The sequence below is a fragment of the Streptomyces sp. NPDC041129 genome (assembly GCF_055592265.1).
In genome coordinates this window covers 219700-234831 of sequence record NZ_JBVIYV010000004.1, presented here as the reverse complement: position 1 = coordinate 234831, position 15132 = coordinate 219700, and the positions used below count along the sequence as shown (strand labels likewise).

Genomic DNA, 15132 nt, shown 5'->3' with positions numbered 1-15132 from the left:
GCATGGATGGGCAGGAGCCGCAGAACAATTCCGGAGGAGCTTCTGCTGCTGGCACTGGACCCGGCCACGGGTACCACTGCACAGCCGCAGTCGCTCGACCTCGGTCTGGCCGGAGCACAGCTAGTGGAGCTGGCGCTGGCCGGACGGATAGCCCCAGACGGGGATCGTATCGCCGTGGTGGTGCCACGGCCGACTGGAGATCCAACTTTGGACTGCGCGTTGGAGTTGCTGCGAAGGCGTGGCGCTCCCGTGCGTGCCGTCCACTGGATCGGCGGGCCGCGATTGGGGCTCCGCCAGATCTATCTCTCGCACCTGGAGCGGTGCGGCATGGTCGCCGCCGTACCGGGCCAGATGTGCGGGGTGTTGCCGACGACGCGCTACCAGGCGACGGACACCGACATCAGCCGGGAGATCCGAGCCCGGCTGGACAACGCGATCCGCACCGGCGTACCGCCGGACCCGCGGACCGCGGCGCTCGCCGCGCTGGCGCACGCGGTCGGGCTCGGCAAGCACCTGTATCCGGGGAACGAGGGACGATCCTCCCGCTCCCGGCTGCGGGACCTGATCCGGCACGACCCCATGGGCGGGCTGGTGGCGCATGCCGTGATGGACGTGCAGAACGGCGCGGTGGCCCAGCCACGGCGCGGTCCGGCCCCGGCCGGACGCCCGGCGGGGCCCGGAGCCAGGGGCGTGGCGGAACCCGCGCGCGGGGTTCCGATGCAGCCGCACCGCGGGTCCATGGCACGCGCCGTGACCCACTGAGCCGCACCGCCGGTCCCCACGACACCGGTACGCAGTCCCCGAAAACCGTTACGGGAGCCGCTGGTTCGAGCGGGGCGGTGAGATCCGCGTGGTCTCACCGCCCCGCTCGGCCGTGTCCGGAGCGTCGAACCACGCCCGAATCGGTGCGTACGCGCTGCATATCCACCGTTTCCCAGCGGTGGAAAGCACCTTGGTGGCAGTCTGCTCAACAGCAGATACACAAAGTGGTCAGTACAGGCAGGCAGCCGGAGGTGCACGTCCCGTGGCGTCCAATGTCAATCCCACCGTCAGGCGGCGCCGGCTGGGCCAGGAGCTGCGCAGGCTCCGCGAGCTCAAGGGCATGACGGCCGAAGAGGTGGCAGAGCGGCTGCTCGTGTCGCAGTCGAAGATCAGCCGGCTGGAGAACGGCCGCAGAAGCATCAGCCAGCGCGATGTGCGCGACCTGTGCGGGGTGTACGAGGTCGAGGACCAGCGGATCGTCGACTCGCTGATGGAGATGGCCCGTGACTCCCGTCAGCAGGGCTGGTGGCACACGTTCGGGGACATCCCGTACAGCGTGTACATCGGCCTGGAGACCGACGCCGAGTCGCTGCGGGTGTACGAGCCCCAACTCGTGACCGGCCTGTTGCAGACCCGCGCATACGCGGAGGCCCTGGTGCAGGGCGCCTTGCCGGAGACGTCGACGGCCGAGATCGAGAAGCGCGTGCAGGTCCGCATGCGGCGACAGGAACGTATCACCGCCGAGGGCAACGCCCTGCGGCTGTGGGTGGTGCTGGACGAGGCGGCGCTGCGCCGGGTCGTCGGCAGCCGGCTGGTGATGCGCGAACAGCTCGAGCACCTCATCGAGATGTCCCAACTCCCGCACGTCACCGTGCAGGTGCTGCCGTTCGAGGTGGGCGCCCATCCGGGGCTCAACGGCCAGTACGCGATCCTGGAGTTCACCGACGCCGCCGACTCGAGCGTGGTCTACCTCGAGGGCGTCACCAGCGACCTGTACCTGGAGAAGGCGCAGGACGTGCAGAAGTACGCCGTGATGTACGAACATCTGCGGGCACAGTCCCTCAATGTGGAACAGTCCCGGCAACTCATCGCGAAGGTGGCCAAGGAGTACGCGGACTGAGCCGTTTTCCACAGAAGCGCGGGATCGTACACCATTGGTCCACTCCAGCGGAAGGCTCACTTGGAATATGCCATCCGCTTGAGTGAACGACTACTCCGCGGGCGGCAGTTGCCCGGTAGCGTCGATCACGCCAATCAGACGACAAGGTTGGCGCGAACCGCACTACAGCAACTGGCAACAGGAGTGGACATGGCACTGATTCAGGGCGCTTCGGAGACGTGGATGAAGTCTTCTTATTCCGCGGGCAACGGCGCCTGCGTCGAGGTCAAGTCGCCCACCACCGCGGAACTCGCCGTACGCGACTCCAAGGTCACCGACGGCCCGACCCTGGCCTTCCCCGCCGAGGCGTGGAACGTCTTCGTCACCTCGGTCAAGGCCTAGGGGGCTCTCTCTGCCCCTCGCGCATAGACGTCGCTCTACGACAACTGCACAAGCGTCACTCACGGAGCCCTCTCGACCAGTCGCCGTCCTTGCCGAGAGGGCTCTGCGCATCCGAGCGTCGCGCCCATCCAGTCAGTGTTCCGGTACTACCGGCCCAGCTGTCCCTCGATGGCCGCGACGACCTCGGCCGCCTCCGGCTCGGTCTGCGGCGAGAACCGGGCGACGACCTGCCCGTCCCGGCCGATCAGGAACTTCTCGAAGTTCCAGCGGATGTCCCCGCTGTGCCCCTCGCCGTCCGCGAAACCGACGAGGCGCTCGTACAGCGCGTGCCGCCCCTCCCCGTTCACCTCGACCTTCTCGGTCAGCGGGAAGGTCACCCCGTACGTGGCCGAGCAGAACTCGGCGATCTCCTCGGCGGTGCCGGGCTCCTGCCCGAGGAACTGGTTGCAGGGCACGCCGAGCACGGTGAAGCCCTGCTCGGCGTACCGCTCCTGCAGCCGCTCAAGACCCGTGTACTGCGGGGTCAGCCCGCACTTGGAGGCCACGTTCACGATGAGCACGGCCTGGCCGGCGTAGCCCGGCAGGTTCGCGGAGCCGCCCTTGAGGGCCCCGATCTCGGTGTCCAGCACGGAAGCGTTGTGGTCAGTAGCAGTCATGCCCGGATGCTAGCCCGCTCCGCCACCGGCCGGACCGCCCGGACCGGCCGGTCCGGGCGGCTCAGACCTGCTCCACGCCAGCCGGCGCCCGCTGCTCCCCTTCCGGGGCCGGGGCCTGCTGCTCCGGAACGACACGCTGACCCTGCCCCTTCTCCCCGATCTCGGCGTCGATCTTCTGCACGGCCCGGTCGAAGTACCGCAGCAGCTCCACCGGGAACGGCATGACGAGCGTGGAGTTCTTCTCGGCGGCCACCTCGACGACCGTCTGGAGCAGACGGAGCTGCATGGCCTCCGGGGTGTCGGACATGATCCGCGAGGCGTTGGCGAGCTGCTGCGCGGCCTGGAACTCGCCGTCGGCGGTGATGACCCGGGCCCGCCGCTCACGCTCGGCCTCGGCCTGCCGCGACATGGACCGCTTCAGCGACTCGGGGAGCTGCACGTCCTTGATCTCGACCCGGTCGATGTGGATGCCCCACCCGGCGGCCGGACTGTCGATCATGAGCGCCAGGCCCTCGTGCAGCCGCTCCCGGTCACTGAGCAGGTCGTCCAGATCACTCTTGCCGATGATGGACCGCAGGGAGGACTGGGCGACCTGCCCGACGGCGAAGACGTAGTCCTGCACCTCGATGGTGGCGCGCACCGGGTCCGTCACCCTGAAGTACACGACGGCGTCGACCTTCACCGACACGTTGTCCCGTGTGATGCCCTCCTGGGTGGGCACCGGCATGGTCGCGACCTGCACGTTCACCTTGCGCATCCGGTCGGCGAACGGGATGAGGAAGGTGATGCCCGGCTGGCGGTGCGCCGGCTGGGCCTTGCCCCACCGGAACACCACACCACGCTCCACCTGATTGACGACGCGCATCCCGCTCTTCAGCACGATCAGCAGCAGAGCGGCCACCACGACCACTGCGACGACGGTGCCTTCCATGGCACTCCAATCCTCACTCCAGGCAGAGACACCGGATAGGACACCCGCCCGGCGGCAAAGGGTGCGGCCACCCGCGTCATGAAACCGTCAAGAATGCGGGCGAACGCAACGCCGGTGGTGGCGGGCGAACCCACCACCGGCTTGCGGTCCGTCAGCTCTAGGGCGGCCGCAGGACCGACGGCGTAGTGCTCCCAGCCGGTGATGGGGTTCCCGACGTACCTCGGTCCGTCCGGCGCGGCGGCCATCGGGTCGGCCCCGGTCCATCACACCGCGCCACCGGCCACCCGCGGCAGGGGCTGTCCGGCCCTGGGCCAGGGCCGGACAGCGGTGTCCGTACGCGCGAAGGCCCTCCGGTCGACGGGACCGGAGGGCCTTGGCGCGGGCAGCGTCAGGACGGAGGCTGGAGAACCTGGTCGATGACGTAGATGGTGGCGTTCGCGGCCTTGATGTTGCCGCAGACGATGTTCGCCTTGCCGTTGACCTTGAAGTCGCTGCCCGAGCCCGACGTGGTCAGCTTGCCGCCCTCCACCGTGGTGAAGGAGCCGTCGGAGAGCTGGTCCGGGGTGATCTGCTTGTCCACGACGTGGTAGGTCAGCACCTTCTTGAGCTGCCCCTGGTTGCTGAGGAGCGAGGCGAGCTGCGAGGCGGTGACGTTCTTGAAGGCCTCGTCGTTCGGGGCGAAGACGGTGACGTCGGGCCTGCCGTCCAGGGTGTCGGTCAACTTCGCCCTGACCGCGGCCGAGACGAGCTGGCTGAGCTGTGGATACGCGGACGCGGCTTCCACGACCTTGTCCTTCGCCGTGTCGGCCTTCTGCGCGAGCGCCGAGCAACCGGAACCGAACGTCCCCGACGGGCTGGGAGACGCGTCCTGTGCGTGGCTCTGCGACGCCATCCCCCCGAGGGTGAGCGGGATGGCGAACACGGCTGCCGCGGCGGCCTTTGCTGTACGCGTGCGGGTGAACCTCATCGCGACCTTCCTCCCGTGGAGGCGTGAGCACTGCGGAGGCTTGGACTGCGGACGTCCTCGTTTCCGCGGGGCGGGGTGAGGCGGCTGCCGCGCCACGGCCCTGCCTCGGGCCATCGTCACCCGGCCACTCAGCGAGCGTAGCCAGCGGATGCCGGTGACCGCATCTCGAGGTGAGCGGTCGTGACCTTCCGGCCGCTCGCCCGGCGACGCCTCAGCCTGATCGGCGCAAGGCTCTACCGGTGATAGAGCCGCACGCCGCCGTTCGACCCGAGGGCGTTGAGTTCCAGCACGCCGCCGTCCGGGGTGACGTACACCGTCCCGGAGGTGAAGCTCCACCTGCCGGTCCCCACCGGCAGGCCCGCGACCGGGGTGCTGTGACCGGTGCGCGGGTCGATGCTCACGAGCTGCGGGGCGCCGGACGTGGTGACGGCGTACACCTTGCCGTCCGCGCCGGACGCGGGAACGGCGAGCGCGGCGGAGCGGTGGGTCCAGAGTTTGGCGCCGGTGGTGGTGTCGAAGCCGTCGATCACCGCGCTGCCGGCGGCCGAGGCCGGGGTGACCAGCACCTTGCCGTAGAGCCGGGCGGAGTGGTCGGCGCCGGTGTCGTTGCCGGGCGTCAACTCGTCGTCGCCCACGGCCAGTTTGCGGCCGGGCCCGGTGCTGCCGAAGACCCGCACGGCGTCCTGGCGCGCGGTGTGGACGGCGGCGACCAGCGGTGAGCCGGACAGGATGTGCGTCACGTCCGAGTGAGCCTTCTCGGACTTCCGCCAGACCACCTTCCCGGTCCTGCCGTCGTACGCGGTGAGGGTGAACCTGGTCTTCTTGTCGAGGCAGAACTCGTCCACCAGGACGGTGCCGTCGGCGCCCCAGTCGTAGGCGTTGCAGTAGTGACCGCGGGCCTTGTAGCCCCACACGCGGCTGCCGGTGCGGACGTCCACACCGCCGAGGAGGTTCTCGCTGACTATCGTGGCGACATCACCCTGCAGGTAGGTCGAGGCGGTCGCCGCCGTGGGGTGTCTGGTGCTGGTCAGCGGCATGGACCAGAGGATCTTGCCGGTGGACGCCTTGACACCGGCCAGCCAGGTGCAGGTGCTGCCGTCCTTGCCGAAGGCGACCGTGCCGATGCCCTGGGCACCGAGCGTCGGCGACATGGCGCAGGGGACGGTGCCGCGCCCGGCGGCGGCGGTGGCGACGGACGCGGCGCTCCATACCTGCTTGCCGTCGGTGAGGCCGTAGGCCCGCAGGCTGCCCCGGCTGCTGGCCCGGACGAGCAGCTTGTCGGTGAGCCAGCTGCCGATGAGCGCGTCGTCGGCGGCGGGCGCCGGTATCTGCCACTCCTGCGTCAGCTTCTCCGAGGCGACGGCCGCGGCGTCCTGCTGCTTGAGCAGGACGGCGGCGGCCCCGCCGGCGGCGACGAGGACGGCAAGGGTGAGCGCGATCCTGCCCACCCACCTGGTCCTGCCGGCCCGTTCGCCGCCCGCGCCCGCAGGGGGGCGCGGCTGCGCGGCGACGGCCTCGGGGAGGCGGACGGCCGCCCGGTCGAGGACGGTGGTGGCGGCTGACGGGTATCCGGCCTCCTGGTCCGCCGTTCCGCCGCCGCGCCGGGCGTGCGGGGGTGTCCGGGGGCCCGGCTCACGTATGGCCTCGTGGTCGCCGGCGCGGGGCTCGGGGAACCGCAGCGGGACGGTGGTGTCCCACCGCGTGCCGGAGGCCCCGCCGTACCGCTCGGCCGACGACCGGCCGTCCCACCGTGTGGCCGGCCCCGGCTGCTGTTCCCGGTGCGGCTGCGGGCCGGCAGCCGCATTGCGGGGCCGGAAGGCCCAGCCGTGATCCTCCTGCGGAGCCCCCTGGCCCGGCGACGATTCCGTCGTCATCTCCGTGATCTCCCCTGGTCGGGCATCCGCATGTGCCAGCCGCGGTGATGCGCCGTGGTGAATGTCGTTCCTTGCGGGCTTGCGCCCGGCTTCCCCTGATTGCCCCGGGTCAGCGGTTTTTGAGCGAATGGCCGAAGCTGTTGCGGGCCGTCTCCACCCGGAACGCGGCCAGCGCGCCCACCGAGGTGCTGATCCGCCAGTCCATCAACTGCTTGCCGCCCGGCCAGTCCTTGCGCTGGTCGTACCAGACGAGCCCGATGACGCCGGCTTTCGCGGCGCCGTGGAACAGGTCGCGGATGTCAGCTTCCTTGCGGTCGCTCTGCGCCACCCCGGTCTCCGCGATCAGCACCGGCTTGCTGGAGAAGTCCGCGATCCGACGCATGGTGGGGGTGAACAGGCTGGAGAAGGCGACGCCGTCGATCGGCCCGTAGTAGCCGATGAGGCCGACCCAGTCGACGTAGGAGTCGCCCGGGTAGTAGGGACGCAGTGTGGCGGTGGTGCCCGAGTCGACCACGTGCGGAGTCCACACCCAGATCACGTTGGTGACGCCCCGCGCGGCGAAGACGTCGTGCACGTGCTTCCATGACGCGACGAAGTCGGCGGGCTTGGTGTCCTTGGGGCCCCAGGAGTTCCATGGACCGTTCATCTCGCCGGCGAAGGAGAGGGCCAGCGGGCCGTCGTAGGCGGCGATCTGGCCCGCCAGCCGGCGGATGTACGCGTCGTCCTCGCCCTCGGCGATGTCGGCGAGCGGGGTGTCGGAGGGCACCAGCGCCATCATGGGCAACTGGCCGTGCTGCCACAGGAAGGCGTTGCCCTCCGTGTCGAAGTCGTCGCCCCAGGAGCTGTAGTACTCGCGGATGTCGGGGGCCCGCCCGGCCTCCTTGGTGAAGGTGTCGACGATGCCGTACTGCCAGGGCGTCTTGTCGTCGACGACGCCCAGCGCGCGGCCGGACGGCTTGAGCATGGACGAGGCGTCGAAGTGCGCGCCCGAGGCGGTGGCCGTACCCGCCTTGGCACCGCCCTCGCTTCCCGCGCCGCCGCAGGCATCCACCAGGAACGAGACCGCGATCATGAGGGTCACGGCGACCGCCAGGCGGCTGCGGCGGCGGGTTATGGCCATGCGTGAAGGTCCGATCGGGCAGGGGGAGCAGGCGACGTCAGCGGAACTCTACGAGACCCTCGTGACATTCACTGAACCTCCATATTAATCTAGTTGCATGATCGGGAGCGGGTCGAGTGATCTCCCTTCCTCACGCATCATCACTTTTCGTACCAATCACTGCTTTCGGCGGCGCCGAACCGGCAGGCGCGACATGATGTAAGGAAGGCTCGAGCTGACGATCACCAGTACGTCCACGGAGGTCGAGCCGGCTCCCGTCTTCGTGGACCAGACCGGTCTGCGCGGCCGCCGTCTGCGCGGGCTCGGCTGGCTGATAGGCATCGTCTGCGCCGGGTGCGTGGTGGCGATGATCTCCGGCCTGGTCGGAACCCAGTCGCAGGCGCCCGCGCTCACCGTCCCCGGCACCGCGGACACCACGCCGCCCAGCCAGTACCTGAACGCGCCGCTGCCCGCGGCTCCCGGCGCCGCCGAGCCCGGAAACAGCGGCACCGCCCCAATGGCCACACCCGATGCCACCGCGTCAGTCACCGCGACGACGGCGGCCGTTCCGGCAGCGTCGAGCTCCGTGACCGACACCGCGCAGTAGCCAGACGCGATCGACCAGGAAGTCCATGTCCCGCCATCAACGCCCCCGGCAGTCCATCGCGCGCCCGCGCCGGCTCGCCGCGCCTCCCCTGCGCTTCTTCCTGCCGGTGACCGTACTGGCGACCCTGCTGGCGCTGATGGTGCTCCGGGGCATGGCGAACAACGAGGCCTTCCACGACGAGAGCATCGCCACCTCGGTGGACAAAGGCACCGTCCCGACCAGCGTGCTGGAGGGCGGCCCGGTCGTCGACGCGCGCGGCGACAAGAACAGCAAGCCGGTCAACTACACGATCCCGGACAGGACCGTCGTCCTCTCCTTCGACGACGGGCCGTCCGCCCAGTGGACACCGAAGATCCTCGAGGTGCTGAAGAAGGAGAACATCAGCGCCGACTTCTTCGTCACCGGCTCGATGGTCACCCGCAACCCCTCGCTGATCCGCCAGATCGTGGCGGGCGGCCATGAGATCGGTCTGCACACCTTCACCCACCCCGACCTCGCGCTGCACTCCGGCACCCGGCTCACCTGGGAACTCGGCGAGACCCAGCTCGCGCTGGCCGGTGTCGCCGGCATCCACACCAGCCTGTTCCGCCCGCCCTACTCCTCCACCGTGGACGCGCTGGACGACTGGTCGTGGCCGGTGACCAAGCAGGCCGGGTCGGAGGGGTACCTGACCGCCTTCATCGACAAGGACACCGACGACTGGAAGCGCCCCGGCGTCGACGCCATCGTCAAGTCCGCCATGCCCGACCTCCCCGGCCAGGGCGAGATGATCCTGCTGCACGACGCGGGCGGCAACCGGTCCCAGACGCTGGCCGCGCTGCCGGTCATCATCGAGAAGCTCAAGGCCCAGGGCTACACCTTCAAGACCATCGGCGAGGCGCTCGGCACCGGCTCCGCCAACACCGAGGTCACCAGCTACAACCTGTGGGTCGGAAAGGCGTTCCTGTGGTGCACCACCTTCTCCGTCTGGCTGCTGCCGTGGCTGGTCGGCCTGCTCGCGGTCGTCGGTGTGCTGGTCATGCTGCGGTTCGCGCTGATGCTGGTGCTCTCGGCCGTCCATGTGCGGCGCACCCGTAAACCGGGCTTCTCCTGGGGCGAGCCGGTCACCGAGCCGGTCACCGTGGTGGTGCCCGCGTACAACGAGCAGGAGTGCATCACCAACACCCTGCTCTCACTGGCCAGAAGCGACTACCCCATCGAAGTGATCGTGGTCGACGACGGGTCGACCGACGACACGTCCGCCATCGTGGAGGAACTCGGCCTGCCCATGGTCCGGCTGATCCGGCAGCCGAACAGCGGCAAGCCGGCCGCCCTCAACACCGGTGTGGCCGCCGCCTCGTACGACCTGATCGTGATGATGGACGGTGACACGGTCTTCGAGCCGTCCACCGTCCGCGAGCTCGTCCAGCCCTTCGGCGACCCGCGCGTCGGCGCGGTCGCCGGCAACGCCAAGGTCGGCAACCGCGACACGCTGATCGGCGCCTGGCAGCACATCGAGTACGTGATGGGCTTCAACCTCGACCGCCGGATGTACGACGTGCTCAACTGCATGCCGACCATCCCCGGCGCCGTGGGCGGCTTCCGCCGTACGGCGCTGGAGCAGGCGGGCGGCATGAGCGACGACACGCTCGCCGAGGACACCGACGTGACCATGGCACTGCACCGGGCCGGCTGGAAGGTCGTCTACGCCGAGGACGCCCGCGCCTGGACCGAGGCGCCCGACAGCATGAAGCAACTGTGGTCGCAGCGGTACCGCTGGAGCTACGGCACCATGCAGGCGATGTGGAAGCACCGGCACTCGCTGCTGGAGCGCGGCGCGGCCGGCCACTTCGGCCGGGTGGGTCTGCCGTTCGTCGCCCTGTTCATGGTGGTCACGCCGCTGCTCGCGCCCGCCATCGACATCGGCATGGTCTACGGCGTGGTCTTCGTCGACGCGTACAAGACCCTGGCCGCCTGGTTCGCGGTGATGGCCCTGCAGGCCGTCTGCGCCTGGTGGTCCTTCCACCTGGACAGGGAGAAGGCGTGGCATCTGATCACGCTTCCGGCCCAGCAGGTGGTCTACCGGGTGCTCATGTACATGGTGCTGCTGCAGTCCGCCATCACCGCTCTGACCGGGGGCCGGCTGCGCTGGCAGAAGCTGCGGCGCACCGGTGAGGTCGGGCTCGAGGTCACCACGGGGGCGACGTCTTCATGAGTACCGCGGAAAGAGGTGCCTTCGGCATCCAGAACTCCGACACCGTCGCCCTGCGGGTGATGGACCCCGCCGTGCTCCCCTCGCAGCGCGCCCCGCAGCGCGAAGAGGCCGGGGCCGCCCCGGCGCCCGCGCGGAAGCCCGGCCGTGACCGCTACCTCGACCTGCTGCGGGCGCTCGCCCTGGTCCGCGTGGTGGTCTACCACAACTTCGGCTGGACCTGGCTGCCGATCGTCTTTCCCTCCATGGGCGTCATGTTCGCGCTGGCCGGATCACTGATGGCGCGCTCCCTCGAGCGGCCGGCGCTGAGCGTGATCCGCGGCCGGCTGCGCCGTCTGCTGCCGCCGATGTGGCTGTTCGGCGCGGTCGTGGTGCCGCTGATGCTCCTGGAAGGCTGGAGGCCCGACTCCAGCTCCCACCCCAACTGGTGGTGGGGCGATCTGGCCTACTGGGTCCTGCCGTTCAGCGAGCCGCCGTTCGGGGCCTCGCTGCACACCTTCGGCGGGCACCTGCCGAGTACCTGGGCCGAGCAGATCTGTGTGCCGCTGTGGTACCTGCGCGCCTACCTCTGGTACGTCCTGCTGTCGCCGCTCATGCTCAAGGCGATGCGCAAGCTGCCCTGGGTCACCCTGCTGGTGCCGATCGCGCTCGCGTTCTTCGTCAACTCCGGCCTGGTCGACCAGTCCGGCCGGCTGATGGAAGCCGCCACCGACTTCACCACCTTCGGCTCCTGCTGGCTGCTCGGCATGGCCCACCAGGAGGGGCTGCTCCGCAGGATCCCGCAGTACGTCGTGCCGTCCGTCGCACCGCTGGTGCTCTTGTTCGGCTTCTGGTGGCTGCTGCGGTCGCCGCTGGACAACCCCCGGATCGGGCACGATCTGGAAGCGGTACCGGTCGCCCAGGCGATCTGGTCGTTCGGCGCGGTGCTGCTGCTGCTCCACCTGAGCCCCTCCTGGGAGCAGTGGCCCAAGCCGCTGGAGCGGTTCAACGGCGTCATCAGCCTGCTCAACTCCCGCGCGGTCACCGTCTACCTGTGGCACTCCTTCGCGCTGGTGCTGACCGAGCCGCTGATCGATCCGCTGTGGAGCAACAGCTTCTTCTACGAGCACGCGCAGTGGCTGCTGGCGAGCCAGTGGACGCCGCTGGTGATCGCCGTCCCGCTGATCTGCCTGGCCATCCTGCTCTTCGGCTGGGCGGAGGACGTGGCCGCCAAGCGCCGCCCACGCCTCTTCCCCTACCCCCGCCGCTCCAAGGGCCGCCGCCGCGGCCGCTAGTACGCCCTGCCGCACCGCCTGCTAACCCATGGTCCTGGCGCCGTCCAGGGACTCGCGGATGATGTCGGCGTGGCCGGCGTGCTGGGCGGTCTCGGCGATGATGTGCATCAGCACCCGGCGGGCCGACCATCGCGCGCCCGGCTCGGACCACGGGGCCTTCGGCAGTGGTTGTGTGGCGTCCAGGTCGGGCAGGTTGACGACCAGTTCGTCGGTCCGACGGGCTGCCTCGGCGTAGTGGGCGAGCACGCCGGTCAGCGTCTCGCCGGGCAGCATCCGGAACTCGTCGGCCCGCCGGGCCCAGTCGGCCTCGGTCATGGCGGTGAAGTCGGGCATCGCCGACGGGCCGTCCAGGATGAACTGCACCCAGGTCCGCTCGACCGCGGCGACATGTTTGATCAGGCCGCCCAGGCACAGCCGGCTGACGGTGGTCCGGCGCCCGGCCTGCTCGTCGGTGATGTCGCGGGTGGTGAACCGCAGGAAGTGCCGTTGCTTGGCCAGCGCCTCCAGCAAGTCGGCACGCTCGCCGGCGGCGGTCGGCTCATGGGCCGGGTCGTGGGCGGCCGGTTCGTCGACAGTCACGGTCTCGCTCATGGTCGCTGCCTTCCGTGGTACGTGGTTCGCCGGACAGGGAGGACGCTAGGGGCCGTAGAGGTCAGGTCCTGACCTAAATGAGCGGAGATTTGCGCAGCCAGATCTCGCTCGGGAGGGGGACCTCCTGCAAGGTGTCCGTCGGGGGAGCCGGCTGTTTGGCGTCAGATGGCTGTGAGCCGAGACCACGACGGCCAGGTGGAAGCTGCGGCTACTCCGGAAACGGATGCCGAAGGCCCCGGACCATGACCGGTCCGGGGCCTTAGCGCTGGTGCCCCCGGCAGGATTCGAACCCTAGCTTGGAAGATCGCGTAACCGCGCTGGGCCTGTCCTGACGGAAAGCTGACCTGCGAGTCTCCGGGCGACTCGCCGACGTTCCCCGCTGTCCCCGCCTGTGGCCGTCCGATCGGGCACGGAGCGGGCACGCGTGGTCTTCGCCCACCAACCTCCTGCGACGGTGCTCTTCGGAATTAGCAGTTCGGGACGGTTATCCCACTCCCGTGGGGTACTCACACTCGGACAGGGTACATAACGGACAATTTGGAGGAACTGTAATGACGACTCATCCCCGGCCGGACATGGAAACCCATCCCGACATCATCGAAATGCGCAAGCGGCACGAGATAGCCGAAGGCATGGCGACCACCCCGAGGGCGCAAGCCGTCGAGGCCATGTCCCTGATCACGGGGCTCTACCTCGCGGCCTCGCCATGGATCGCGGGATTCAACAACTTCTCCACCCTGGCGGTCAACAATCTGATCGTCGGCATCGCCTACGCCGTCCTCATGAGCGGTGGCTTTGGCCGGGCATACGAGCGTTCGCACAGCATGGCGTGGGGTGCTTGCGTGCTGAGCGTGTGGACGATCTTTGCGCCGTGGGTTGTGGCAGGTGACGTCAGCACCACCAGGACCATAGTCAACAACATCGTTGTGGGCCTGGTCGCCCTGACGCTGGCCCTCATGGCCGCCGCAGCTGCCCGCCCGGTGGATCAGCGGTCTGGCAACCGCTCTTCCGTGCGTATGTGATCAATCCTCATCCGAAGGCCGCAGACGTCTCAACCCACCACTGACCCCAGCTACCATCCCGTAGCCCGTCGACCCACACACCGTGGAGCAGGCGTGGTTCATGGCGTCCAGGTGGAGCGCGCCACTGTACGAACGACCTGGACGCCATGGGCTGCGTCTGCTCGGCTCTGCCTGGGTCGATGGCGTACGGGATGGGAGCACCCCGCGCACGCCACTACGGTCCCGCAGCCGGGAACGGCGCCCCCCTCCATCCCGGTGCCGGCCGATCCCCCGCCGGAGGCTCTGTTCTGACCGGGGCCGCGAATGCGGTGCTCGGCTCATGGTCACCGGCCCTATTCACACGTGGGCGCGCGTCGGCGCAGCGCGGGCGGAGCGTGCTGAAGGCAGGAGCGTCGCCCGGAGCGGAGCCGGGAAGCGCGCCCGGCGGAGCGGAGCGCAGCCGGGGCTTGATGAGGTAGAGAAACCTGTAACGGCTCTAGCTGGCGCGGCTGAGCGCGGTCAGGTGATCGAGGTACTCGCGGCCCGTCGGTTCGGCGGCGAAGCCCCGATTGACGATGGCTGCAAGCTCGCGGCTGACCATGAGCAGGGACGGCAGAGACTGCCGGTCGCCCTTCAGAGCCCACTCGCCGTAGTTCACCGCCTGATCCAGGTCGCCCTGTCGTGCTGCGACCACACCAAGAGTGATCCGCGCCTCCGCCATGTGCATCGGTGACCGTTCGGACCCGTAGAAGTCGGTGCCCGCGCGAATCAGACCGAGGGCGCAAGCTGCCCGTACCCCGAGAACCTCGATCACCACTTCGTCGTGGACCCGGCGAAGTTCGACTTCTACGCCATGGACTGTTACCGGCTGCTCGGAGAGGACCGGTTCGCGGAGAACCTGGCCCACGAGGTTCCTCATCGGATGCGTCGAGTACGACATGGGCGACCGGGCCGCAGCCGAAGGGCGAGCCACCCCGATCCGACGCAACCCGTGCCGGATCAAGGGGGCTGACCGCTACGACGTGCCGGAACGGCCAGTACTCACCGTGGCGGAGGTGTACGCCGTAGCTGGAGCCATCGCGCCGCGCTACCGGCTGCTCGTCCTCCTGGCCTCCTTCGCCGGACTGCGCTTCGGGGAGCTGGCTTCACTCCGCCGGCGGGACGTGGACTTGGCCAGTGCCGTGGTCACCGTCCTGCGCTCACAGGCAGAGATGCAGACTGGAGCCCTCTTCGGCAAGGCACCGAAGTCCAGCGCCGGTGTTCGCACGGTGGCCTTTCCTGCCGAACTCCTGCCGGACGTGACGCAGCATCTCGACGCCTACGCGGGGCCAGGCCGTGACGGTCACGTCTTCCTCGGCCCCAGGGGCGGTCAGTTGCGGCGGAGTAACTTCCGGGACGACTGGATCGCGGCTCGGACCAAGGCAGGCATCACGGCAGACGTGCACTTCCACGATCTGCGCCACACCGGCAACACCCTCGCGGCATCCGGCGCGAGCCTTCGTGAGCTGATGACCAGGATGGGGCACAGCACGCCTCGTGCGGCGCTGATCTACCAGCACATGGTCAACGGCCGGGACCGTGAGATCGCGGATCGGCTCGGCTCGATGATCCGAAAAGAGCGGGGTGACGTGGACCCGTAGTGGGCCTTGTGGCACGGGTGTGGCACGGCCGCGATCAC

14 protein-coding genes and 1 pseudogene are annotated in these 15132 nt (G+C 69.3%); 8 read left to right on the top strand and 7 right to left on the bottom strand.

Features of this window, described 5'->3' with window-relative positions:
- Window positions 1–6: 6 nt before the first annotated feature.
- From ACZ6B1_RS16685 to ACZ6B1_RS16675, 3 genes are all read left to right on the top strand, one after another.
- Complete coding sequence (locus ACZ6B1_RS16685; protein WP_468778970.1) at window positions 7–762, top strand: GOLPH3/VPS74 family protein; 756 nt, start codon at window positions 7–9, stop codon at window positions 760–762.
- A gap of 262 nt (window positions 763–1024) precedes the next feature.
- Complete coding sequence (locus tag ACZ6B1_RS16680; protein ID WP_468778968.1) at window positions 1025–1882, top strand: helix-turn-helix domain-containing protein; 858 nt, start codon at window positions 1025–1027, stop codon at window positions 1880–1882.
- Between the two features lie 189 nt (window positions 1883–2071).
- The gene (locus tag ACZ6B1_RS16675; protein ID WP_468778966.1) at window positions 2072–2263 is read left to right on the top strand and encodes a DUF397 domain-containing protein; all 192 of its coding nucleotides are present in this window, start codon (window positions 2072–2074) and stop codon (window positions 2261–2263) included.
- A gap of 146 nt (window positions 2264–2409) precedes the next feature.
- Here the strand turns inward: ACZ6B1_RS16675 and ACZ6B1_RS16670 are convergent, their stop codons facing one another.
- The 5 genes from ACZ6B1_RS16670 to ACZ6B1_RS16650 all read right to left on the bottom strand — a co-directional run bounded on the left by ACZ6B1_RS16670 (window position 2410) and on the right by ACZ6B1_RS16650 (window position 7811).
- Window positions 2410–2919: a glutathione peroxidase gene (locus ACZ6B1_RS16670; RefSeq protein ID WP_468778964.1), complete on the bottom strand. Its 510-nt coding sequence runs from the start codon at window positions 2917–2919 to the stop codon at window positions 2410–2412.
- A gap of 61 nt (window positions 2920–2980) precedes the next feature.
- The gene (locus ACZ6B1_RS16665; RefSeq protein WP_468778963.1) at window positions 2981–3850 is read right to left on the bottom strand and encodes a slipin family protein; all 870 of its coding nucleotides are present in this window, start codon (window positions 3848–3850) and stop codon (window positions 2981–2983) included.
- A gap of 388 nt (window positions 3851–4238) precedes the next feature.
- Complete coding sequence (locus ACZ6B1_RS16660) at window positions 4239–4742, bottom strand: fasciclin domain-containing protein (protein WP_468778961.1); 504 nt, start codon at window positions 4740–4742, stop codon at window positions 4239–4241.
- 308 nt (window positions 4743–5050) lie between these two features.
- Entirely contained in the window at window positions 5051–6691 is a 1641-nt protein-coding gene (locus ACZ6B1_RS16655; protein WP_468778959.1) for an outer membrane protein assembly factor BamB family protein, read from the bottom strand.
- Between the two features lie 109 nt (window positions 6692–6800).
- Entirely contained in the window at window positions 6801–7811 is a 1011-nt protein-coding gene (locus tag ACZ6B1_RS16650) for a glycoside hydrolase family 26 protein (protein ID WP_468778957.1), read from the bottom strand.
- A gap of 262 nt (window positions 7812–8073) precedes the next feature.
- Here ACZ6B1_RS16650 and ACZ6B1_RS16645 point away from each other — a divergent pair, with 262 nt between their 5' ends.
- From ACZ6B1_RS16645 to ACZ6B1_RS16635, 3 genes are read left to right on the top strand one after another with little or no spacing between them, the layout of a single operon-like run.
- Complete coding sequence (locus ACZ6B1_RS16645) at window positions 8074–8397, top strand: hypothetical protein (protein ID WP_468778955.1); 324 nt, start codon at window positions 8074–8076, stop codon at window positions 8395–8397.
- A gap of 25 nt (window positions 8398–8422) precedes the next feature.
- A complete protein-coding gene (locus ACZ6B1_RS16640; RefSeq protein WP_468778953.1) occupies window positions 8423–10591 on the top strand; it encodes a bifunctional polysaccharide deacetylase/glycosyltransferase family 2 protein in 2169 nt (722 codons plus the stop codon).
- A 59-nt stretch (window positions 10592–10650) separates the two neighbouring features.
- Window positions 10651–11862, top strand: a complete 1212-nt coding sequence (locus ACZ6B1_RS16635; RefSeq protein ID WP_468779392.1) for an acyltransferase family protein — start codon at window positions 10651–10653, stop codon at window positions 11860–11862.
- A 21-nt stretch (window positions 11863–11883) separates the two neighbouring features.
- On the opposite strand, the gene ACZ6B1_RS16630 is transcribed toward ACZ6B1_RS16635, so the two are convergent.
- Window positions 11884–12453, bottom strand: a complete 570-nt coding sequence (locus ACZ6B1_RS16630; RefSeq protein ID WP_468778952.1) for a DinB family protein — start codon at window positions 12451–12453, stop codon at window positions 11884–11886.
- 551 nt (window positions 12454–13004) lie between these two features.
- On the opposite strand from ACZ6B1_RS16630, the gene ACZ6B1_RS16625 reads away from it, so the two are divergent.
- Window positions 13005–13475, top strand: a complete 471-nt coding sequence (locus tag ACZ6B1_RS16625) for an SPW repeat protein (RefSeq protein WP_468778950.1) — start codon at window positions 13005–13007, stop codon at window positions 13473–13475.
- Between the two features lie 475 nt (window positions 13476–13950).
- Here ACZ6B1_RS16625 and ACZ6B1_RS16620 read toward each other — a convergent pair whose 3' ends face one another.
- Window positions 13951–14361, bottom strand: a complete 411-nt coding sequence (locus tag ACZ6B1_RS16620; protein ID WP_468778948.1) for a hypothetical protein — start codon at window positions 14359–14361, stop codon at window positions 13951–13953.
- 70 nt (window positions 14362–14431) lie between these two features.
- On the opposite strand from ACZ6B1_RS16620, the pseudogene ACZ6B1_RS16615 reads away from it, so the two are divergent.
- A pseudogene (locus ACZ6B1_RS16615) lies at window positions 14432–15094 on the top strand (tyrosine-type recombinase/integrase); the annotation flags it as partial.
- Between the last annotated feature and the right edge of the window lie 38 nt (window positions 15095–15132).